This is a genomic window from Streptomyces sp. SPB162, assembly GCF_029504575.1.
In the GTDB taxonomy this organism is placed as follows: Bacteria; Actinomycetota; Actinomycetes; order Streptomycetales; family Streptomycetaceae; genus Actinacidiphila.
Genome location: NZ_JAQFII010000001.1, coordinates 2,731,391 through 2,753,359, shown reverse-complemented (window position 1 = coordinate 2,753,359; position 21,969 = coordinate 2,731,391). Strand labels below are relative to the sequence as shown.

At 72.5% G+C, this 21,969-nt stretch carries 15 protein-coding genes and 1 pseudogene; 10 read left to right on the top strand and 6 right to left on the bottom strand.

Annotated elements, in window-relative coordinates:
• Window positions 1-120: 120 nt before the first annotated feature.
• The 4 genes from M2266_RS12615 (at window position 121) to M2266_RS12600 (ending at window position 5,089) form a co-directional block, all read left to right on the top strand.
• On the top strand, window positions 121-657 hold the full coding sequence (locus M2266_RS12615; protein ID WP_250975937.1) for an HNH endonuclease: 537 nt from the start codon (window positions 121-123) through the stop codon (window positions 655-657).
• Between the two features lie 483 nt (window positions 658-1,140).
• Window positions 1,141-2,547 carry an amidase gene (locus M2266_RS12610; protein ID WP_277438284.1) on the top strand — a complete coding sequence of 469 codons (1,407 nt, stop codon included), beginning with the start codon at window positions 1,141-1,143 and terminating at the stop codon, window positions 2,545-2,547.
• Window positions 2,548-2,651: 104 nt separating this feature from the next.
• Entirely contained in the window at window positions 2,652-4,718 is a 2,067-nt protein-coding gene (gene malQ, locus M2266_RS12605) for a 4-alpha-glucanotransferase (RefSeq protein WP_277438283.1), read from the top strand.
• A 122-nt stretch (window positions 4,719-4,840) separates the two neighbouring features.
• Window positions 4,841-5,089, top strand: a complete 249-nt coding sequence (locus tag M2266_RS12600) for a hypothetical protein (RefSeq protein WP_277438282.1) — start codon at window positions 4,841-4,843, stop codon at window positions 5,087-5,089.
• 114 nt (window positions 5,090-5,203) lie between these two features.
• Here M2266_RS12600 and M2266_RS12595 read toward each other — a convergent pair whose 3' ends face one another.
• On the bottom strand, window positions 5,204-5,740 hold the full coding sequence (locus M2266_RS12595) for a MarR family transcriptional regulator (RefSeq protein ID WP_277438281.1): 537 nt from the start codon (window positions 5,738-5,740) through the stop codon (window positions 5,204-5,206).
• Window positions 5,741-5,858: 118 nt separating this feature from the next.
• On the opposite strand from M2266_RS12595, the pseudogene M2266_RS12590 reads away from it, so the two are divergent.
• Window positions 5,859-6,677, top strand: a pseudogene (locus tag M2266_RS12590) (MFS transporter); the annotation flags it as partial.
• A gap of 504 nt (window positions 6,678-7,181) precedes the next feature.
• The gene (locus M2266_RS12585; RefSeq protein WP_277441176.1) at window positions 7,182-8,129 is read left to right on the top strand and encodes an EamA family transporter; all 948 of its coding nucleotides are present in this window, start codon (window positions 7,182-7,184) and stop codon (window positions 8,127-8,129) included.
• Here M2266_RS12585 and M2266_RS12580 read toward each other — a convergent pair.
• Window positions 8,024-8,485 (bottom strand): ATP-binding protein, encoded by a 462-nt coding sequence (locus M2266_RS12580; protein ID WP_277438280.1) that lies wholly within the window; start codon window positions 8,483-8,485, stop codon window positions 8,024-8,026. The two genes, M2266_RS12585 and M2266_RS12580, sit on opposite strands and share 106 nt — an antisense overlap.
• Before the next feature lie 168 nt (window positions 8,486-8,653).
• Here M2266_RS12580 and M2266_RS12575 point away from each other — a divergent pair, with 168 nt between their 5' ends.
• Window positions 8,654-9,529: a helix-turn-helix transcriptional regulator gene (locus tag M2266_RS12575; protein ID WP_346780883.1), complete on the top strand. Its 876-nt coding sequence runs from the start codon at window positions 8,654-8,656 to the stop codon at window positions 9,527-9,529.
• 10 nt (window positions 9,530-9,539) lie between these two features.
• Window positions 9,540-9,740, top strand: coding sequence for a DUF397 domain-containing protein (locus M2266_RS12570; RefSeq protein WP_277438279.1), 201 nt, complete (start codon window positions 9,540-9,542; stop codon window positions 9,738-9,740).
• Window positions 9,741-10,391: 651 nt separating this feature from the next.
• Here M2266_RS12570 and M2266_RS12565 read toward each other — a convergent pair.
• Window positions 10,392-11,015, bottom strand: a complete 624-nt coding sequence (locus M2266_RS12565; protein WP_277438278.1) for a class I SAM-dependent methyltransferase — start codon at window positions 11,013-11,015, stop codon at window positions 10,392-10,394.
• Window positions 11,016-11,172: 157 nt separating this feature from the next.
• Window positions 11,173-13,752 (bottom strand): aminopeptidase N, encoded by a 2,580-nt coding sequence (gene pepN / locus M2266_RS12560; RefSeq protein WP_277438277.1) that lies wholly within the window; start codon window positions 13,750-13,752, stop codon window positions 11,173-11,175.
• Window positions 13,753-13,936: 184 nt separating this feature from the next.
• On the opposite strand from pepN, the gene M2266_RS12555 reads away from it, so the two are divergent.
• Window positions 13,937-14,818: an ABC transporter ATP-binding protein gene (locus M2266_RS12555; RefSeq protein ID WP_277438276.1), complete on the top strand. Its 882-nt coding sequence runs from the start codon at window positions 13,937-13,939 to the stop codon at window positions 14,816-14,818.
• Complete coding sequence (locus tag M2266_RS12550) at window positions 14,815-17,343, top strand: FtsX-like permease family protein (protein ID WP_277438275.1); 2,529 nt, start codon at window positions 14,815-14,817, stop codon at window positions 17,341-17,343. Before M2266_RS12555 ends, M2266_RS12550 begins: the two co-directional genes overlap by 4 nt.
• Window positions 17,344-17,414: 71 nt before the next feature.
• On the opposite strand, the gene M2266_RS12545 is transcribed toward M2266_RS12550, so the two are convergent.
• Together M2266_RS12545 and M2266_RS12540 are read right to left on the bottom strand one after the other, a co-directional pair.
• On the bottom strand, window positions 17,415-20,729 hold the full coding sequence (locus M2266_RS12545) for a S8 family serine peptidase (protein WP_277438274.1): 3,315 nt from the start codon (window positions 20,727-20,729) through the stop codon (window positions 17,415-17,417).
• A 155-nt stretch (window positions 20,730-20,884) separates the two neighbouring features.
• Window positions 20,885-21,892 (bottom strand): hypothetical protein, encoded by a 1,008-nt coding sequence (locus M2266_RS12540; RefSeq protein ID WP_277438273.1) that lies wholly within the window; start codon window positions 21,890-21,892, stop codon window positions 20,885-20,887.
• Window positions 21,893-21,969: the final 77 nt, after the last annotated feature.

The window sequence follows — 21,969 nt, the reverse complement described above, 5'->3', positions numbered from 1 at the left end:
GTCGAAAACACCCTGAGTCCGTTACCTGGTCATGGTGGCGCAGCCACCCGGCTTCCGGAGAGACTGAGGGCAGATCGTCCCGGCGCGAGCCACGCGCCGCCGGCGTATAAGGAGGCACCCGTGCCGCATGTCCTGGTCCTCAACGCGTCGTACGAGCCGCTCGGCGTCGTACCGCTCCGCCGTGCGTTGGTCCTCGTACTGAACAAGAAGGCCGTGTGCCTCGAGGAAACCGGCGCCTATCTGCACAGCGAGTCCTGCGCTCTTCCGGCGCCCAGTGTCGTCAAACTCACCAAATTCGTGCGAGTCCCCTTTCGAGGCACCGTCCCGCTGACCCGTAGGGCGCTGTTCGCCCGCGACGGCGGCAGGTGCGCGTACTGCGGAGCCGCCGCAACCAGCGTCGACCACGTGATCCCGCGCAGCCGCGGCGGTCAGCACGCCTGGGAGAACGTCGTCGCCGCGTGCAGACGCTGCAACCACGTCAAAGCGGACCGCCACGTCGCGGAGCTGGGGTGGCGGCTGCGCCATACGCCCGCACCACCGGCGGGCCTGGCCTGGCGGATCATCGGGACGGGACACAGAGACCCGCGCTGGCTGCCGTACCTGCAACCATTCGGCGCGGACGACGCCCTGGCCCGGATTGACGGCATCTCTGCCTGATATCCGGGCTTTCGTGTCTGCGGAGACGGCTACCGCGGACGCGGTACGGGTGGTGCCGGCCGGGCCGCGGCCCGGCCGGCACCTCGCCGTGTCGCTCGCCGCTCCCGGTCACGGCACGACCGCGTACGCCTCCACGGCCGGGCCCGTACGGCGATCCACTGTTCGGCCGAACGGCCCTCCACCGTGAAACGTACCGGGATGGAGTACGGACCCGGCGCCGAGCCGGGCGGCACCGACACGCGCACCGGCACGACCGGGGCGGCGGCGAGGGTGACGCTGGGAGTCGGCGAGGAAGGCCACGGCTGATCTGCCGCGCAGGGGTGGTACGCATCCTCCTCGCGGCACGCGGTGCTGAGCGCCGAGCCCAGCACGGTGTCGACGCCCCGTGTCGACGTGCCCGGACACGTCGTGCGCCGCAGGCACGACGACCCCGCGGGCGCCCGCGTACCCGCGCTCCCGCCCCACGCGAACTAACCTGCCCGGATGGGCGAACCTCATGAGTTGACGATGCTGGAGCAGGCCGCCGCTGTTCGGGACGGGTCGCTGTCGCCGACCGAGTTGGCTCGGCACTATCTCGGGCGGATCGAGCGGTTGAACGACGCCGTGGGGGCGTATGTGACCGTGACGCCCGAGCGGGCGGCGGAGGACGCGCGGCGGGCGGAGCGGCGGTTGGCGGCGGGCGGGGTGTTGCCGCCGCTGCTGGGCGTGCCGGTGCCGGTGAAGGATCTGACGCCGGTCGCGGGCGTGCGGTGGACGGCGGGATCCGCGGTGTTCGCCGACCGGATCGCCGAGTCGGGGACGCACGTCGTGGACCTGCTGCGGGCCGCCGGGACCGTGCTGCTCGGGAAGACCAATACGCCCGAGTTCGGGCTGCCCGCGTACACCGAGGGCCGGATCGCCCCTCCGGCGAGGAGCCCGTTCGACATGGAGCTGATGGCCGGCGGTTCGAGCGGCGGAGCGGCGGCGGCCGTGGCCGCCGGACTGGCGCCCGCCGCGCACGGCAATGACGGGGGAGGGTCGATCCGTATCCCCGCGAGCTGCTGCGGAGTCGTCGGGCTGAAGCCGAGCCGGGGGCGGGTGAGCCCGGCGCCGTTCGGCGATCCGACGGGGCTGGCGGTGGCGGGGCCGATCGCGCGGAACGTGCGGGACACGGCGGCGCTGCTGGATGTGATGGCGGGGCCGGTGCCGGGGGAGCCGGTGTCGGTGGCGGCGTCGGAGACGTCCTTCCTGGAGTGGTGCGAGCGGGAGCCACGGCGGCTGCGGATCGGGCGGTGGGCGCGGCCCGACGTCGACGTGCCGGTGGATCCGGTGGTGCTGGCGGCGTACGAGCGGACGTCCGTGCTGCTGGCGGGGTTGGGTCATGAGGTGGTGGACGTCGAGCAGCCGCTGGGGCCGGGGGACCACGGCTCGTTCGATCCGGTGTGGGAGGTGATGGCGCTGCTGGCGCCGGTGCCCGCCGGGCGGGAGGGGGAGTTGATGCCCCTGACCCGGTGGCTGCGCGAGCGTGGCCGGGCGGCCTCGGGAGAGCGGTTCGCGAGGGCGCTGGGGGCGATGCAGGCGGTGGGACGGAAGTTCGCGGCGGCCGTGGCGCCGTTCGACGCGGTGCTGACGCCGACGCTGGCCCAGTTGCCGCAGCCGGTGGGCGCGCTGCGCGACGACGCGGACCCGGTGGGCGATTTCGCGGCGCAGTACGCGTTCACGCCGTTCACGGGCGCATGGAACATCGCGGGTCTGCCCGCGGTGTCGCTGCCGGTGGAGTGGACGGACGGCGGGCTGCCGATCGGGATGATGCTCGGCGCCGCCCACGGCGCCGAGGGCCCGCTGCTGGCGCTCGCGGCTCAGGTCGAGGCCGCGGCCCCGTGGCGGGAGCGCCGGCCGTCGGGCTGGTAGCGGTGCCGGCGGCGGGCCCCCGGCGTGGCGGCGGCGTCTGACGGGGCGTCCGGCGGGGTAAGGCTCGAATGATCCCCACCTCGCACTGTGATCTTGGAGGCTCGATGGACCGGGAGCGGCTGGCCGCGCTGCACGGCGTGGACACGACGTACCGCCCTGGGCCCGACCGGGAGGTCCGGGTGCCGGAGGAGACGGTGGTGGCCGTGCTGGCCGCGCTGGGCGTGGACGCCTCGACGCCGCAGGCGGTGCGGGACGCGCTGGCCGCGTACGAGCACCGCGACCGGCAGCGGCTGCTGGCGCCCTGCACGGTCGTGCGCCAGGGCCGCCCGCTGCCGCTCGGCCTGCCGGACGGCACCCGCGTGCTGATCGAGGCGGAGTCCGGCGAGGTGTTCGACGACGGCGACTGGCAGCGCATTCCGCTCGGCCGGCATGTGGTGCGGGCGACCGCGCCGGACGGCCGGACGGCGCGGGCCGACCTGGTGATCGCGCCCGAGCGGCTGCCCGGTCCGCCGGGCCGCACGTTCGGGTTCATGGCGCAGCTCTACTCGACGCTGTCGGACCGCTCCTGGGGAATGGGCGATCTGGGCGATCTCGCGGATCTGGCCGCGTGGTCCGGGCGGGCGCTGGGGGCCGGGTTCCTGCAGATCAACCCGCTGCACATCGCGGTGCCGGGGCGGCCGACGGACCCGTCGCCGTACCGCCCGTCGTCCCGGCGGTTTCCCGATCCGGTCTATCTGCGGGTCGAGGACGTGCCGGAGTACGCGTATCTCGCCGTCGACGACCGGGCGCGGGCCGCGGAGCTGACCGGCCGGGCCGCAGCCCTGCGCGCGGCCGTGCTGCACAAGGACGCGCTGATCGACCGGGACGCGGTGTGGGAGCTGAAACTGGAGGCGCTGCGGCTGGTGCGGAAGGTGCCGCTGCAGCCGGGGCGCAGGGCCGAGTACGCCGACTTCCTGGCCGAGCAGGGGCAGTCGCTCGACGATCACGCCACCTGGTGCGCGCTCGCGGAGGCGCACGGCCCGGACTGGCACGCGTGGCCCGCCGGGCTGCGCGATCCGCGCTCCCCGCAGGTCGCGCGGGCGCGCGGCGAACTGCTCGACCGGGTGGACTTCTACTGCTGGCTCACGTGGCTGACGGACGATCAACTGGGCGCGGCGCAGCGTGCCGCGCGGGCGGCGGGGATGCCGGTCGGGATCGTGCACGACCTGGCCGTCGGAGTGCACCCGTCGGGCTCCGACGCGTGGGCGATGCAGGACGCCCTGGCACGGGGCATGTCGGTCGGCGCGCCGCCGGACGCGTTCAACTCGCGCGGCCAGGACTGGGGCCTGCCGCCCTGGCGGCCGGACGCGCTGGCGGCCACCGGGTACACCCCGTACCGCGATCTGCTGAGCCGGCTGCTGCGGCACGCGGGCGCGCTGCGGATCGACCACGTGATGGGGCTGTTCCGGCTGTGGTGGGTGCCGGAGGGCCGCCCGCCGACCGAGGGCGCCTACGTCAGGTACGACGCGGAGGCGATGCTCGGGGTGCTCGCCCTGGAGGCGCACCGGGCCGGCGCGGTGGTGATCGGCGAGGACCTCGGGACGGTGGAGCCCGGCGTCAGGGAGGAACTGGCGGCCCGCGGCGTCCTCGGCACGTCGGTGCTGTGGTTCGAGCGGGACCACGACGGGGACGGGAAGCCGCTGGCGCCGGAGGACTGGCGGCCCGCCTGCCTGGCCACCGTCACCACGCACGACCTGCCCAGCACGGCGGCCCGGCTGACCGGCGAGCACGTCGAGTTGCGCTACCGGCTGGGGCTGCTGACCCGGCCGTTGGCACAGGAGCAGGCGGAGGACACGGCGGAGGTCGCGGAGTGGGTCGCGCTGCTCGGCCGGCTGGGGCTGCTGCCGGAGGGGGCGGCGGACGAGGAGGCCGTCGTCAAGGCCGTCCACCGGTTCCTGGCGCGTACCCCGGCGGCGATGGTCGGCGTCTGGCTGCCGGACGCGGTCGGCGACCGCCGCCCGCAGAACCTGCCGGGCACCTGGGACCAGTACCCGAACTGGCGGCTGCCGGTGGCCGACGCCGCGGGCCGGCCGGTCACCCTGGAGCAGCTGGCCGGATCGCCGCGGCTGTACGCCCTGCTGGACGAGGTACGGGCCGCGCTGGCGCCCGACCCCGAACGGCTGCTGCCCTGAAGGCGCCCCGCCGTCGGGTGTCACCGCAGGTCGCGGGCATGGGCCGGTAGAGCCGCGGCCAAGGACACCCATAAGGACACCCCGGGCGTGCGGGCCCGGAGGTCGTTCACTACATTGAGGGCGTGGACAAGAAGCTCAACAAGAACGCCTTGCGCGCCGGGGTCATCACCGCCGGAACGACGCTGATGCTGCTGATGTCGTCCCCCGCGTTCGCGCTCACCCGCGACGACGGCGACGACCCGGGATCCGGCCTGAGTGTCGTACAGACCCTCGGACTGTTCGTGCTCGCGCCGATCGCGCTGTTCGCGATCATCGCGGGCGTGGTGATGGCGACCGACAAGACCCGTAAGCAGCAGCGAGAGCGCGCCTGACGCGTTTCTCCGCCCGGCCCCCTGCACCGCGTGCGCGGCAGGGGGCTCAGTGCTGTGCGGACGCGGTTCCGTGTGCGGTGGGGACTCGGCTTTGGGGGGACTCAGTGCTGTAACTCAGTGCTGTTCCGACGAGCCGAGCAGCTGACGCAGCAGATCGGACAGCCGCGCCGCCTGCTCGTCGTCCATCGGGCCGAGAGCCGCCTTCTGCACGGCGAGCCCGGCGCCCACCGCCTCGTGCAGCAACGTGAGGCCCTGCTCGGTGAGGGTCACCCGCAGACCGCGCCGATCGTGCGGGTCCGGGCTGCGCTCGACGAGCCCCGCACGTTCCAGTTTGTCCAGCCGTCCCGTCATGCCGCCGGTGGTGAGCAGCAGGGCCGAGGACAGTTCGCGCGGTGACAGGGTGTACGGCTCACCCGCCCTGCGCAGCGTCGCCAGCACGTCGAACTCGCCGCGGCTGATGCCGAACCGGCCGTACTCCTTCTCCATCCGGTCGCCGACCGCCTTCGCGATGCGGTAGATGCGGCCGAAGATCGCCATCGGCACGGTGTCGAGGTCGGGGCGGACGGCGTTCCACTGCGCGGTGATCCGGTCCAGCGGATCCGGGGCGTCGAGGAGGTCCGGTGCGTCGCGCGGGTCCGGGGGCGTGGTCATACGGAGAAGTATCGGACGAAGAACGATCGCTTGCAAGAAAGTAGCTTGACGGTAAGTCGCTTAGTAGTAAGCTAATCACCATCGAGCTACTTCAGCGACGATCTCCCAGGAGCCAGTCATGCCCAGCACCTCACGGATACCGGGCGAGCGGTCCATGCTCGCCGCGATGACCGTCAACGCGGTCGGCTCCGGGATGTACCTCCCTTTCACCCTGATCTTCTTCCACCACGTCACGGGCCTGTCGTTCGCCGCCGTCGGCGCGGTGCTCACGGTGGCCGGGTTGATCGGGCTCACCACGCTGCCGCTGGCGGGCACGGCCGTCGACCGCTGGGGAGCGCGCCGGGTGCAACTGGCGCTCTTCGGGGTACGGGGAGTGGGCTTCGCGCTCTACCCGTTCGCGCAGTCGGTGCCCGCCTTCGCCGTCGTCGCCCTGGTCACGATCATCGGAGACGGTGCCTTCCCCGCCGTCCAGCAGTCCTTCCTCGGCGAGATTGCCCGCGGCGCCGACCGGGACCGGCTGCAGGCCGCTTCCCGGGCGCTCAGCAACGGCGGCATGGGCGCGGGCGCGCTGCTCGCCTCACTGGTCGTCGGCTTCGGCGGGGACGCCGGCTTCACCGCGGCGGCCTGGCTCAACGCGGCCAGCTTCGTCTTCTCCGCGATGCTGATGTGGCGGGTCCGCCCGGCCGTGGTGGTCCGGGACGCGGCCGCCGTCGCCCGCCAGAAGGCCGGATACCGGCTGGTGCTCCGCGACCGCCCGTTCCTCGGGCTCACCGCCGCCAACTTCCTGATCGCCCTGGGCTACACCGCCCTGCCCGTCCTGTACCCGCTCTACATCTCCACCTGGCTGCACGGCCCCGAGTCCCTGACCGGCGCCGCCTTCACCGTCAACACCGTGCTGTGCGCGGTGGGCGGCGTCCTGGTCGCCTCCTTCGTGCGCCGCCGCGGCGCCCGCCGCAACCGGTCCGCGGCGCTCGGCGCGGTGCTCTTCGCGGCGGCCCTTCGCCGGACAGATCGTGCTCGGCACGGTACGGCCGCAGGCCGGCTGGGCGATCGGCGCCGGGCTCGCCGTGATCATCACGGTGCACACGGTCGGCGAGATGGTGCACAACCCGTCGGCCGGCGCGCTGGCCATCGCCGCCGCCCCGGACGCGGTACGCGGCCGGTACATGGCCGCCTACCAGTTCTCCTGGCAACTGGTGCGGGCCCTCGCCCCGTCGCTCTTCACCGGCCTGATGGCCGTCGACGGCCGCCTCCCGTGGCTGCTCCTCATCGGCACCACGCTGGGGGCCGCGCTCCTGCTGGTCCGGCTGGAGCCGCACCTGTCGGCGGACGCCGTCCACCCGGCCACGCCGGGCCCGGTGGCCGCCTCCCCGAAGCCGGACCTCGTCCGGGCGGCGTGAATCCCCCCTTCCTGATCGCTGATCCTGTGAGGAGCCCGCAGATGTCCCGCCTGTCCACCGTCGCGCTCACCGCTCTCGCCCCGCTCGCCTGGGGTTCCACCTACGCGGTCACCACCCAGCTCCTCCCGCCGGACCGCCCGCTCTTCGCCGGTCTGATGCGTGCGCTGCCCGCGGGCCTCGTGCTCCTCGCCGCGACGCGGGCGCTGCCGCGCGGCGCCTGGTGGTGGAAGTCGGCGGTGCTCGGAACCCTCAACATCGGCGCCTTCTTCCCGCTGCTGTTCCTCGCCGCCTACCGGCTGCCGGGCGGCGTCGCCTCCGTCGTCGGCTCGGTGGGCCCGCTGTTCGTGGCCGGCCTGGCGGCGGCCCTGCTCAGCGAGCGGCCCAGCGCCCGTACGCTCACGGCGGCGGTCATCGGCGCGATCGGCGTGGGCCTCGTCGTGCTGCGGGCGGGCGCCGGATTCGACGGCCTCGGCCTGCTCGCCGGCGTCGCCGGCTCGGCGAGCATGTCGGCCGGGACCGTCCTGACCAAGCGCTGGGGCCGCCCGGAGGGCGTCGGCCCGCTGGCCTTCACCGGATGGCAGCTCACCGCGGGCGGCCTGCTGATCGCCCCGGTCGCCCTCCTCGTCGAGGGCCTCCCGCCCGCGCTCGACGCCCGCGCGGTCACCGGCTACGCGTATCTGGCCGTCGCCAACACCGCCGCCGCGTACTGGCTCTGGTTCCGCGGCATCGGCCGCCTCCCGGCCACCTCGGTCTCCCTCCTCGGCTTCCTCAGCCCGATCTCGGCCGCGGCCATCGGCTGGGTGGTCCTGGGGCAGGCCCTGACGCCCGTCCAACTGCTGGGTATGGCAGTCGCGTTCAGCGGAACGCTGCTCGGCCAGCTGCACTACCGGCGAGCGGCGCCGGGATCGGTGCGGTCGCCGGCGACGGTGGCGATGTCGCACCACACCAGCTTCCCGGCGACCCCGAGGATCTCCTCACCGACCAGGTAGTACCCCCAGTCCTCCGCCAGCTCCCGCACCAGCGCCAACCCCCGCCCGCTCTCCGCCTCGGCCGCTTCCACCGCTTCGCACACCGGTGGAGCGGCCGAGTTGTCGAGAACGGCGAGCCGCAGGGTCGCCTCCCGCCAGTGCACCCGGAGCGTCACGACTCCGTCGGAGTACCGGAGCGCGTTCCCGACGAGCTCGGACGCCAGCAGCTCCGCCACGTCGGCGAGTCCCTCACGGCGATGGGCGCGCAGCACCGCGCGCAGCGTGACGCGCGCGACCCGCGCGCTGCGGGGATCGTTCGGTAACTGGAGGGAGTAACTCAGTCCGGCGTCGGTCTCGGGGGCGAGTGCGGTGGCCATGCGGGGCTCCCACGGGGTCGGGTGCGACGGGGCAGGGTGAGGAACCAACTCCGTTGGGCTGGCGATCCGTTACCGACGGTAGGGCGCAACTTCGTTACGGCACAAGTCTGGTACCAACATTTCGCCCCCACGGGTGCGTCCGTGGCAGAGTTACGCTGCACTCCGCACGTGATCGGACCGGAAGGGGCAGGGATGCCACCGAGGAGCTTCCCCACCGCCCGCCAGCAGCGCTTAGGCGCGGAACTCCGCAAGCTCCGCGAGCGCGCCGGCATGACGGGCCGCGAGGCGGGCTCCACTCTCGGCGGCAACCAGATTCAGATCAGCCACATCGAGTCGGGTCGCTACGGCGTCAGCGGCACGCGCGTACGCCAACTCGCCGCGCACTACTCCGCGACGGACCAGGCACTGGTCGAAGCGCTGGTGGGGATGGCGGAGGAACGCGGGAAGGGGTGGTGGGAGCGGTATCGGGGCTCCCTGGCCGCTGGTTTTCTGGATCTCGCCGAACTGGAACACCACGCGACGCGCATGCGCACGGTTCAGATGCTCTACATGCCTGGTTTGCTGCAGACCGAAGACTACGCACGGGCAGTGTTCGCCGGTGGCGTCGCCGAACTGCCGTCCGACGAAATCGACCTTCGGGTGGACTTCCGCATGCGACGGCGCGAGGTCCTCGAGCGGGCCGGGCTCCTGGAGTTCGAGCTGATCATCCACGAAGCAGCCCTCCGTATCCGCTACGGCAGCCGCGAGATCATGAGGACGCAGCTCAACTACCTCGCGGAAATGGCCGAACGCTCGAACATCACTGTTCGCCTCATCCCGTTCGACGTCGACGAACTCAGCGGATCCGCACAATCGATGTTCTACGCGTGCGGGCCGATCCCGCAGATGGACACAGTGCAGGTGGACGCCGTCATCGGTGGTGGGTTTCTTGACGCCGAAGCTCAGCTGGCCAAATACCGAGCGCTGCTGGCCATCATGGAACGTGCCGCGCTCAGCCCGGAGTTGTCGCGACAGAAGATCCGTGCAATCGCCCAAGAGATGTGAGGGGACCCGCGTGGACGCCCACCCTGTCTGGCAGAAGTCATCCTTCTCCGGCGCTGACGAAGGCAACAACTGCGTCGAGCTCGCGCCCGTACCGGGCGCGGTCCTCCTCCGGGAGAGCGACGACCCCGGCGTCATCGTCCGCACCACCCCCACTGCGCTCCGCGCGTTCTTGCAAGCCATACGTGTCGGGAGGTTCGACGCCGTGCGGTGACTGCCGTGCCCGAGGTCAGAACATCGCGAAGTGCCCTTCTGCGGTGCTGCGCACCTTGACCGGGCGGAGGGGGCGCCCTGGCGCTGCGCGCCTGGAGCGATGCCGGTCCGCTGCGCGGCCCGGGGCCTGGAGCGATGCCGGTGCGCTGCGCTCCCCGGGCCCGGTCGCGGGTGGGCGAGGCGGAGGGTGGAAGCGCGGGCGGCCGGCATGCGGGCGGTGCGCCCTGCGCCCGGGAAGTGGATCATCTCGGGCGGTCGGAGCACGGCTATAGCGACTTTCAATCGACCTAAGTGATCCACATCTCCCCGAAAAGCGCCTCATGAACACCATGAGTCACATCTTGACCCACTGGCCCCAGATTTCGGAAAGAAGAGGGGACTGAAGCCCGCACAACATCCCCGACCCGCGCCACCCCCCCAAGGGCCGCGCAGCGGACCGCGATCGCTCCGCCTTCCGGGCCGCGCAGCGGACCGGCCCAGCCAGGCGCGCAGCGCCAGGGCCTCCCCTCCGCCCGGTCAAGGTGCGCAGCGCCGCAGACGCACCACTGCGCATTGCTCTGACCGCAACCACCCCCAGCAGCACCCGCTCACCTAGCCGGTACTCGTCGCGCGGCGCTCCCCGTCCGGCCGGCGGGGCCCATGGGACGGCACCCTAGGGCGACACCGCGACGCCGAGAGTGTCGGCGCCCAGGGGTCTGGGGGCGCCTTCCTCGTAGAAGGTGTCGACTTCGGTGACGGTGAAGCCCGCGGTCGTCAGCATGTCGACCGCCTGCCGGGTGAGGTGGCAGCCGCCGAGGAGGCGTTTGTTCAGGGGTTCGAGGCGGCGCTGCCAGCGGCGTACGTTCTCGTCCTCCTTCGGGGCCAGCCCGTGTTCGATGAAGTGCAGCGTTCCGCCGGGCTTGAGGACGCGCCGGACCTCGCGCAGCGCGGCGTCCGCGTCGGGGATGGTGCACAGCGTCCAGGTGGAGAGGGCGGAGTCGAAGCTGTCGTCGGCGAAGGGCAGCGACTGGCCGTCCAGGCCGGAGCGGCGGACCGGGACGGTCGCCGCCCTGACCCGCTCGGCGGCCATCCGCCATCCCACGTCGGACGGCTCGATCGCGGCCACGCCGGTGACCGTCCCCGGGTAGTGCGCGACGTTGTGGCCCGTGCCGAAGCCGATCTCGATGACCTCGCCCCGCAGACCCGCGCAGACCCGGCGCCTCAGTGGCACGGTCATCTTCATCCCGCACGCGGCGTTCAGAATCCGGGGGACGACGTACTCGCCGTAGATGCTCATCGCGACCACCCTCCAGGTCTTCCTTCCAGGATGGCACCGGATCGGTTCGAGGGCGGCGCGAAGCCGCGTCCCCCCGGACGCGCGGGAGGTCCCGGACCGCCGGTCCGGGACCTCCCGCGCGGGACGTGCCCGCAAACGGGGCCGCCCACATGCCCGACTACGCGCCCGCCGCCGCCGCGTCCGCGGCTTGGGCCTTCAGGGCGCGTTCCACGCCGGAGCGGGACTCGATGACGAGTCGGCGCAGGGCTGGGACCGGGGCTGCCGTGGCGAGCCAGGCGTCGGTGGCGTCCAGGGTCTGCTGCGAGACCTGGAGGGACGGGTAGAGACCGATCACGATCTGCTGGGCGATCTCGTGACTGCGCGAGTCCCAGACGTCCTTGACCGCGCTGAAGTACCGCTCGGTGTAGGGCGCGAGCAGCTCGCGCTGGTCCGTCTGGACGAAGCCGCCGATCGCGGACTCCTGCAGGGAGTTCGCGAGCTTGTCATCCTCGACGACCGCGGCCCAGACCGCGGCCTTGGCGTCGGCGGTCGGGCGGGCGGCGCGGGCGGCGGCCGCGTGCTCCTCGCCGGCCGAGGTCGGGTCGAGGGCGTGCTCCGCCGCGATGGCCGCGTCGTCGGCCCGGCCGGTCGCCGCGAGGCGGTGCAGCAGGGACCAGCGCAGCTCGGCGTCGACGGCCAGGCCGTCGATGACCTGCGTGCCGTCCAGCAGCCCGGCGAGCAGGTCGAGCTGCTCGGGGGTGCGGGCGGTCGACGAGAAGGCGCGCGCCCACGCGAGCTGGTGGTCGCTGCCGGGAGCGGCGGCGCGCAGGTGCTCCAGCGCCGCCTCCGTCCAGCGGGTCAGGCCGGTGTCGCGCCAGGACGGGTCCGCGTACAGGTCGAGCGCGAGCTTGAGCTGGCGGTGCAGCGACTGGACGACGCCGATGTCCGACTCCTTGGCGATGCCGGAGAGCACCAGGGCCAGGTAGTCGCGGGTGGCGAGCTCGCCGTCGCGCGTCATGTCCCAGGCCGCGGACCAGATCAGGGCGCGGGGGAGGGACTCGGTGAAGTCGCCGAGGTGCTCGCGGACGACGGCGAGGGAGTCGTCGTCGAGGCGGACCTTGGCGTACGTCAGGTCGTCGTCGTTGAGCAGGACCACCGCGGGGCGCCGGGTGTTCGCGGGGAACGGCACCTCGGTCAGCTCGCCGTCGACGTCCAGTTCGATGCGGCTGGTGCGCACCAGCTTGCCGTCCTGGAGGTCGTAGCAGCCGATGGCGATCCGGTGCGGCCGCAGCACGGCTTCGCCCTTGGCGCCGGCGGGCAGCGCCGGGGCCTCCTGGCGGACGGCGAAGGAGGTGACCGTGCCGTCCTCGGCGAGGGTGATCTCCGGGCGCAGGAGGTTGATGCCCGCGGTCTCCAGCCACGCCTTCGACCAGCTCTTCAGGTCACGGCCGGAGGTCTTCTCCAGCGCGCCGAGCAGGTCGGAGAGCTGCGTGTTGCCCCAGGCGTGCTGCTTGAAGTACGCCTGCACGCCGGCGAAGAACTCGTCCTCGCCGACGTAGGCGACGAGCTGCTTGAGCACCGAGGCGCCCTTGGCGTACGTGATGCCGTCGAAGTTGACCAGGACGTCGTCGAGGTCGTTGATCTCGGCCATGATCGGGTGGGTGGACGGCAGCTGGTCCTGCCGGTACGCCCAGGTCTTCATGGAGTTGGCGAACGTGGTCCACGAGTGCGGGAACCTGCTGTTCGGCGCGTACGCCTGGCAGGCGATCGACGTGTACGTGGCGAACGACTCGTTCAGCCAGAGGTCGTTCCACCACTCCATGGTGACGAGGTCGCCGAACCACATGTGGGCCAGCTCGTGCAGGATGGTCTCCGCGCGCGTCTCGTACGCCGCGTCCGTCACCTTGGAGCGGAAGACGTACTGGTCGCGGATGGTGACCGCGCCCGCGTTCTCCATCGCGCCCGCGTTGAACTCCGGCACGAAGAGCTGGTCGTACTTGGCGAACGGGTAGGGGAAGTCGAACTTCTCCTCGAACCAGTCGAAGCCCTGCCGCGTGACCTCGAAGATCGCGTCCGCGTCGAGGAACTCCGCGAGCGAGGGGCGGCAGTAGATCGCCAGCGGGACGCTGCGGCCCTCGCCCTCCCAGGTGCTGTGCACGGCGGTGTACGGGCCGGCGATCAGCGCGGTGATGTACGAGGAGATGCGCGGTGTCGGCTCGAAGCGCCAGACGTTGTCCTGGACGTCCTCCGGCTTGGGCGTCGGGGAGTTGGAGATGACCGTCCACCCCGCCGGGGCGGTCACCGTGAACCGGAAGGTGCCCTTGAGGTCGGGCTGCTCGAAGCTGGCGAAGACCCGGCGCGCGTCCGGCACCTCGAACTGCGTGTAGAGGTACGCCTGCTTGTCGACCGGGTCGACGAAGCGGTGCAGGCCCTCACCGGTGTTGGTGTAGGCGCAGTCCGCGACGACGCGCAGCTCGTTGCGGCCGGCCACGAGCGACGCCAGGGCGATGCGCGAGTCCGCGAACACCTCCGCCGGGTCGAGCGCGGTGCCGTTCAGCACCACTTCGTGCACGGTCGGGGCGACCAGGTCGATGAACGACGACCCCGCCTCCGCGGCATCGAAACGCACCGTGGTCACCGAGCGGAAAGTGCCCCCGTCCTGCGCGCCGCCCAGGTCGAGGTCGATCTCGTACGCGTCCACGGTGAGGAGGCGCGCACGGTGCTGCGCCTCCTCGCGGGTGAGATTCGTGCCAGGCACGGTAGGCCACTCCTTAATGAGACTGACCGCCATCCTCGCACGCTGCGCTGACAGGGATCAGGGTCCGCACCAGCCCCAACCTCGGGTTTTCCCCACCCCACAGACGCCGGGAACCGGCATGGTCCAGGACCCCCCGCCATCCGTAACTTCGGAAGGGTCGTCGGCTACCGAAACAGAGGACATCATGCGACTCCGGTCGAAGCACTCCAGCACCGCCCCCACGGCCCCCGCGGCGCCGCAGTACCCGCCGCGGACCAGCGGTGACACCGCACACGGCCGTCACGGGTCGGTCGCCGGTGCCGTCGCCGGGGCCGCCGTCGAGCTGCGCTCGGTCCGCCGCACCTACGGCCGCGGTGACTCCACCGTGCACGCGCTGCGCGGCATCGACCTGGCGCTGCCGCGGGGCAGCTTCACCGCGGTGATGGGCCCCTCCGGTTCCGGCAAGAGCACCTTCCTGCAGTGCGCGGCCGGACTCGACAAGCCCACAACCGGCACCGTCCACCTCGGCGGCGCCGACATCACCGGGCTCAGCGAGAACAAGCTGACGCAGCTGCGCCGCAGCCGCATCGGCTTCATCTTCCAGTCCTTCAACCTGCTGCCGTCGCTCACCGTGCAGCAGAATGTCATGCTGCCGCAGCGGCTGGCCGGCGCGCGCCCCGACCGGCGGCGGGCGGCGGAGCTGCTCGCGCAGGTCGGCCTGGAGGGGTACGGGAAGCGGCGGCCGGGACAGCTGTCCGGCGGGCAGCAGCAGCGCGTGGCCATCGCCCGCGCCCTGGTCACCGCGCCCGAGGTGGTGTTCGCGGACGAGCCCACCGGCGCCCTCGACACCAACACCGCCCGTGAGGTGCTGGGGCTGCTGCGGCACGCCGTCGACCGGCTCGGCGCGACCGTCGTGATGGTCACCCACGACCCGGTCGCCGCCTCCTTCGCGGACCGGGTGCTCTTCCTCGCCGACGGTTCGCTCGCCGGCCACCTGGAGCGCCCGGAGCCGACGGAGATCGCCGACCACATGGTCGCGCTGACCACCGGCACCCGCCCGGAGCGCGTCGCGAGGGCCGCCGCGTGAACGGCCTCGCCCGCGCCTCCGTGCGCTTCCGGCCCGCGTCCTTCGCCGGCACCTTCGTCGCCCTGCTCTTCGCCGCCGCCATCATGGCCGCCTGCGGCTCCCTGCTGCAGACCGGGATCGTCGCGCACCTCACGCCCGAGCGCTACGCCGGTGCCCCGGTGGTCGTCGCGGCCGACCAGCACGCCCGGATGACCGTCGGCCACGGCGAGGACCGCGAGGAGGAGGCCGAGCCGCTGCCCGACCGGGCCCGCGTCGACGCCGGGCTCGCGGACCGCATCGCCCGTGAGCCGGGCGTCGCCGCGGCCGTGCCCGACGTGGCCTTCCCCGTGCAGAGCACGTCGCTGCCGTCGCTGACCGGCCGCGACTGGTCGGCCACCGCGATCGGCGCCGGCTCGAACGCGAAGCCACTCGCCGAGGGACGCGCTCCCGCGGCGGGCGAGGTCGTCCTGGACGCCACCACCGCGCGCGCCGCGAAGCTCGCGACCGGTGACACCGTCACCCTCGTCACGCCCGCCCGCACCGGCGGGTACCGGATCTCCGGACTGACGGCGGCGGGGGCCGGTTCCGCCACCGCGTGGTTCGACGACGCCTCGGCGGGCCGGCTCGCCGGACACCCGGGCCAGGCGGACGCCATCGCCGTCCACGCCCGCCCAGGCGTCAGTACCGAGCAGCTCGCCGCACAGGTCGAGCACGCCGTCGACGGGCACGCCCTGGTGCATACCGGGGACGCCCGCGGCGAGGTCGAGCACCCGGAACTCGCGGGCGGCAAGGAGCTGCTGACGGCGCTGGGCGGCTCCTTCGGCGGCGTCGCCGCCATGACCGCGGTCTTCGTCGTCATGGGCACCGTCGCCCTCGCGATCGGCCAGCGCGGCCGCGAGATCGCCCTGCTGCGAGCGATCGGCGCGACCCCGCGGCAGATCCGCCGCACGGTCGCCACCGAGGCGGTGCTCGTCGCCCCGATCGCGGGGGCGATCGGCATCCTGCCGGGTCTCGCGCTCGCGCACTGGTGGCTCGGCCAGCTCGTCGACCGCGGCGCGGTGCCCGCCGGGCTGCGGCTGTCCACCGGCTGGATCCCCATGGTCAGCGCGGTCGGCGCCGGTCTGCTCAGCTCGCTCGTCGCCGGATACCTGGCCGCCCGCCGGCCCTCCAAGGCCCGGCCCAGCCAGGCGCTGGGCGAGGCCGCGGTGGAGCGGAGGCGCCCCGGGGTGATCCGTACGGTGCTCGGCTTGGCGGCCCTCGCCGGCGGCATCGTCGTGGCGTCGCTCGCGGCCCACGCGACGGGGGAGGACGCGGCCAACATCGCGCTCGGCGTCGTGATGCTCTTCATGCTCTGCGTCGCGCTGCTCGGCCCCGTCGTCGCGTGGCTCGCCGCCACGGTCCTGGGACTGCCGCTGCGGGCGGGCGGCGCGCCGGGTGCGCTCGCCGCCGCCAACGCCCGCGCCAACTCCCGCCGGCTGGCCTCCGCGATCACCCCGATCGTGCTGGTCATCGCCTTCTGCGGCACGTTGGTCTTCATGCAGAGCACCATCACGCACGCCTCCGCCGAGCAGGTGCGCGACGGCGTGGTCGCCGACCAGATCATCAGCGGCACCGGCGGCGGACTGCCGGCCACGGCCGCCGGCCAGGCAGCGCGGGTGAACGGCGTGGCCGCAGCCGTGGGCGTGTTGCGCACCGGCGTGCTCTACCGGGCGGCCGGCTCCTTCAACACCGCCTCCGCGCTGGGTGTCTCCGGCACCCCGGCCGACCTGGCCAAGGTGCTCGACCTCGGCGTCGGGGACGGCACGCTGAACGGGCTCACCGCGAACGACACCGTCGCGCTGAACCGCCTGCTGGCGGACTCCGCCGACGTCTCGGTCGGCGACCGCATCGAACTGCGGCTCGGCGACGGCACCACGGTCCACCCCCGGATCGTCGCCCTCTACGAGCGCGGCCTGGGCCTGGGCGAGGTGGTGATGCCGCGCGCGGCGGTCGCCGGACACGTCTCGGCCGCGTACGACAGCCAGGTGCTCGTCCGTGACGCTGAAGGGGCCGACCAGGCCGCCGTCGCGCGTGCGTTGGGGCGGCTCGACGCCCCCGGCGTCGCGGTCACGGACCGCGCCGGCTACAGCGCCCAGGTCGACAAGAACCTGGAGCTCAACGCGTGGGCCAACCGCGTGATGGCCGTGGTCCTCGGCGGCTTCGCGGCCGTCGCGGCGGCCAACACCCTGGTCATGACGGTCCTCGACCGGCGCCGCGAGGTCGCCCTGCTGCGGCTGGCGGGCACCACGCGCCGCCAGGTGCTCGGGATGATGCGCTGGGAGGCGCTGCTCGTCGGCACCGCGGGCCTGGTGATCGGGACGGCCATCGCCTGGGCGACGCTCACCCCGATCGCCCGCGGGCTGACCGGCGGCGCCCCGTACGTACCGCCCACCGTGGCGGCCGCCATCGCCGGCGGGGTGCTCCTGCTGGGCCTGGCCGCCACCGGCCTGCCGGCCCGAGCGCTGCTGCGCACCCGTCCCATCGAGGCGGGCGCGGGCCGCGAGTAGCGGGCGCCGGGGAGAACGCCGACGGGGCGGGTGCTCGTGAAGAGCACCCGCCCCGCCGTTGTGTGAACAGGTCAGCCGGTGACCTTCTTGATGATGACGCTGCCGGTTCCCGCGATGGTGCCGCGGGAGTTCAGGAGCTGCACCTCACCGAAGAACTGACGTCCTTCGGGGGCCGGGGACGCGGCCACGACCTGGGCGGAGAAGGACGCCGTGGCGCCGTTCGCCAGCGAGACGGTCTTGGTCTCGTCGACCTTGACCTGGCCGAGCGAGGCGGCGAAGTACACGTCCTTGTAGTTGTACTCCGTGGTGCCCGCCGGGACCGAGTAACCGGTCACGACGACGGTGTACGTACCGGCCGCCGGGTTGGCGATGCTGACCGCTTCCTCGGAGTCGCCGTCCGCGGACGAGCCGACCTTGGTGGAACCGAGGTAGACCTCGAGGTCGAGGTCGGCACCGGTGTCCGAGGTGGAGCCGATCGCCACGTCGAGCCGGGAGGCGCCGGGGCCGACGACGAGCGTCGTCTCCTTCGTCTCGCCCTGCGCGATGGTCGGGCGGGCGGTCAGCGCGGAGCCGAGGGCGCCGCCCTTCAGCTTGCCGTCAAGGGCGGCGAAGCCGTTGGTGACCTTCCAGTCGACCGCGGCCGGGACACCGACCTTGGCCTCGTCGAGGGTCTGCACGGCCGGGTCGAAGGTGGCACCCAGCACGGACGCCGTGACGGCGTACGGGTTGTTCAGCAGCGGGGAGGTACGACGCGCCTCGACCTCGATCTCCCACACGCCGGGCAGCGGGTCGGTGTACGACCGCAGGTCCGGACGGCACTTGTTGTTCGGGTTCACGTAGTTCAGGTAGCACGACGGGGTGGACGTGTCGTCCATCGGAACGCCGTACGGGTTGATCGCGATGAACCGGGTCTGGCTGGTCGCCTGGATGCCGCCGAGGGCGATCTCCAGGGACTTGGCGCCGGCCGGCACGTTCAGGAAGTACGAGGTGGTGCTGTTGCGCTGCACCACGCCCGACTCCTTGGTGGAGAAGGCGGGCTTGGCCAGCGGCTTCGAGACCACGACGGTGGCCAGGATCTGCTGGTCGGTGCCCTTGGTGCGCTTGTCGTCCACGGCCAGGATGACGCTGTGCAGACCGGTGGTCTTCGCCTTCGCGGTGACCTTGACGGTGACCGGCACGTTCAGCGGCAGCGAGACCTCGCTGCTGCCGGCGAGCTTGAAGGTGCCGTCGTTGTTCACCAGCGCCAGCGAGTGCTTGACCGGGCGGTCGGAGCCGGTGGTGCGGGTGACCGTGACGTCGTACGTCCGGGACTGGCCGGTCTTGAGGCCGCCCTCCCGGTCGTAGATGCCGGTGCCGAAGCCCGGGGTCTTCAGGAACGCAGACAGCGCGGTGTTGACCGGAGCCTTGACGGTGTACTCGTTGGCCGAGACACCCGCCTTGATCAGGTTCCAGGCACCGTTGATGTCGATCAGACCGGAGCCCTCTTCGTACGCCTGGGCACCCGCGATGTGCTGCGCGGAGCTGGTCAGCGCGGTCCGCAGGGCGGCCGGGTTCAGGGCGATGTTCTTCTGCTTCGCGGCGGAGATCAGCAGTGCGCTGGCGCCCGCGGCCTGCGGGGAGGCCATCGAGGTGCCCTGCAGCATCGCGTAGCCGGGCGGCAGGCTGTAGCCGGCCTCGGCGACCGGGCTGCCGGGCTCCCAGGTCGGGATGGTGTTGATCGACGCGCCGGGCGCGGTGATGGTCGGCGTGAAGCCGCCGTCCTCACGCGGACCGCGCGAGGAGAACGGCATCATCTGGTACGCCTTGTCCACCTGCGAGCCGTAGTTGGCCGCCCAGGTGTCCTTGGAAATCGACGCACCGACGCTCAGGACCTTGTCGGCCAGGCCGGGGTCGCCGATGGTGTTGGCACCCGGGCCGCTGTTGCCGGCCGAGATGACCAGCTGGACGCCGTAGGTGTCGATGAGGCGCGTGTACAGCTCGGCGCGCGCGTTGTTGCCGTCGTTCAGCGCGGGCAGGCCGCCGATGGACATGTTGACGATGTCCACGCCACGGTTCACGACGAGGTCGATCATGCCCTCGGTGAGCGCGACGTTGGTGCAGCCGCCGGTCCAGGTGCAGGCGCGCGAGGAGACGATCTTCGCGCCGGGAGCGGCACCGTTCATCTTGCCGCCGAACAGGCCGTTCGCGGCGGTGATGCCCGCGACGTGGGTGCCGTGCTCGGACTCGATGACCCCGATGTTGACGAAGTCGGCCTTCTTGCCGACCCAGTCGCCGCCGTACGGGTCCGTCGGGACGTCCTTGCGGATCTGGACGACGAACGGGATCGACTCGGAGATGGCGGTGTCCGGGTTGTCCGTCCCGAAGTGCGCGATCTGGAAGCCGTTCTTGTACGGCTTGAGCGCCTCGTCATCGCCGAAGTCGCCGTTGTTGTTCAGGTCGACGCGCACGGTGCCGGCGGCGGCGTCGTAGAGCACGCCCCAGACATCCGTGGTGTCGCCGTCACGGTTGAGGTCGCCGGCCATGTCGCCGCCGGTCGTCGCGGCCTCGGAGAACAGGTTGAACTTGTAGGCGCCGGCCGGCGCGGTCCAGGTCCGTCCGGCGATGGTGAAGCCGGGGCCCGCCACATCGGTCGTCATCCGGCGCCAGGTGGCGTCGCTGTCGGTTATGGGGTCGGTCGAGGTGACCCAGTCGACGATCTTGCGCTCGCCGGTGGTGGTCTTCTGCAGCGCCGGGTGGCCGATGTCGACACCGGAGTCCAGGATGCCGATGGTCACGCCGCGACCGTCGGCCTTGGGCTGGTTCTTGACGAAGTCCACCGCGCCGGTCTCGAAGGCGGGCTGGTACGGGTTCTTCGCCGGGGTGCTCGCGCTCGGGCCGGAGAAGGTCTTCGCTGCCTTGCGCTTCGCCGTCACGCCCGTGGCGGCGTCCGCCACGGGGGTCGGCTTGTCGAGCAGGATCTCCTGCTTGAGATCGATGCCGTGGACCGCGGACAGCTTCTGCGCCTTGGCGATCGCCGCGTCCGCCTTGGCGGTCGGGACCGTCGCGCGCACGTAGCCGAGCTTGTCGTAGGTGCTCCCCACCGAGGCGCCGGAGGCACCGAGCTGGGCGGCGACCTGCTGGGTGGTGCCGGGCGCCGTGGCGATCATCATCGTCACGGTCTTGTCGCCGTCGGACTTGGCCTTGACCAGAAGCGCCGCGTCGGCGGATCCGAGCTTGTCGGTGGAGGCCTTGACCGGGGCGGACGCGGGGCCGCCGGCCGGAGCGCCGGTGGGCGCGTTGTCGGCGAACGCGGTGGCGGAGCCGGTCGCAGCCAGTGCGGCCACCAGGCCCGCGGCGAGCGCGACGCGGGCCACGCGTCTCTTGGCGCGTATGTGATCGAGAGGCATGGGCATCCTTGTTCGGAAAACGGTGCCGGTTGACCGCTAAGAGTCACGTAACCGACCGGTGTTTGTGGAGAGTTGTCCGAGGCAGGATGTGGACATGACGTATTTCCGCCATACGCCATGACAGGCAAAGCGGACACGCGGGGGTAAAGCGCCGGTCAACTCGGGGTCACGACCACGTAAGCGGCCGGAGTCCGGTCGGTCGAGGCCATCAGGGCGGTGCGCACGACGGTCGCCTGCTGGTCCAGCGCGTCCCGCAGCTTCTTGGGGGTGAGGTGGACGACGGTGATGCCGAGTTCCTCCAGGTGCTCGCGCTTCTGGGCGTACTGCGACCACAGGGCGTCGTCGTCCTGGCGGGGTCCGCGCGCGTCGATCTCCAGCGCCACCGCGTGCTCCGGCCAGTACGCGTCCACGCCGCCGAGCGACGGTCCGCCGGGCAGCCGCAGGTCGACGTGCCACACCGGGTCCGGCAGGCCGTAGCAGGTCACCATCTCGTACAACCGGCCCTCGGCGAGCGCCCGTCCCTCGGCCAGCAGCGCGTCCACCGCGTCCACCACGTGCGGCCTGGACAGCAGCCTGGCCTGACTCAGCTCCCGGACGACGGCGGTGGCCTCGCAGTGGCCGCCGCGCACCGCCTCGGTCAGCAACCGCCGTACGGTCCCGGCGTCGTCGAGGTCGGCCACCGCGTCGGCCAGCGCACGCGCCACCGGCGCGCACGGCAGTCCGGTCACCCGCTGCGCCGGGGGCAGCGTGTGCGCGCGGTGGATCGCCACGTCCCCGGCGTCCCGCAGTCGCCGCTGGCGCGGCACCAGGACGTCGATCCGGTCGATCCCCAGCAGCGGTGGCACCGAGGAGAACCGGTGCAGCGCCAGCGCCGCCAGCCCGGTGACCATCGCCTGTCCGTCCACCGGCCCGTCCGTGCCGTCCGCTTCGCACCCCGCGTACAGCAGTGCCGCCCGCAGCCGCTCGTCGCCGGTGGGCGGCCCCGCGTGCAGCAGGAACACCTGCGGCAGTAGCTGCTGCCACGGCCCGCCGGGCCGGCAGCGTTCCGCCAGGGTGCTCGCGGTCACGCCGTGCTCCCGCAGCTGACGTGTCGTCAAGATCCTTTGCTGGGTGCGCGAGAGGTGGTCCAGGGGGCGGGGGGTGTGCGGTGCGTTGTGGTTCATGGGGGGTTGGTTCCGCGGCGGAGCCACCCGCTAACCGCTGTTACACGGTCGTCGACAAACCGGGACAAGCCCGCACT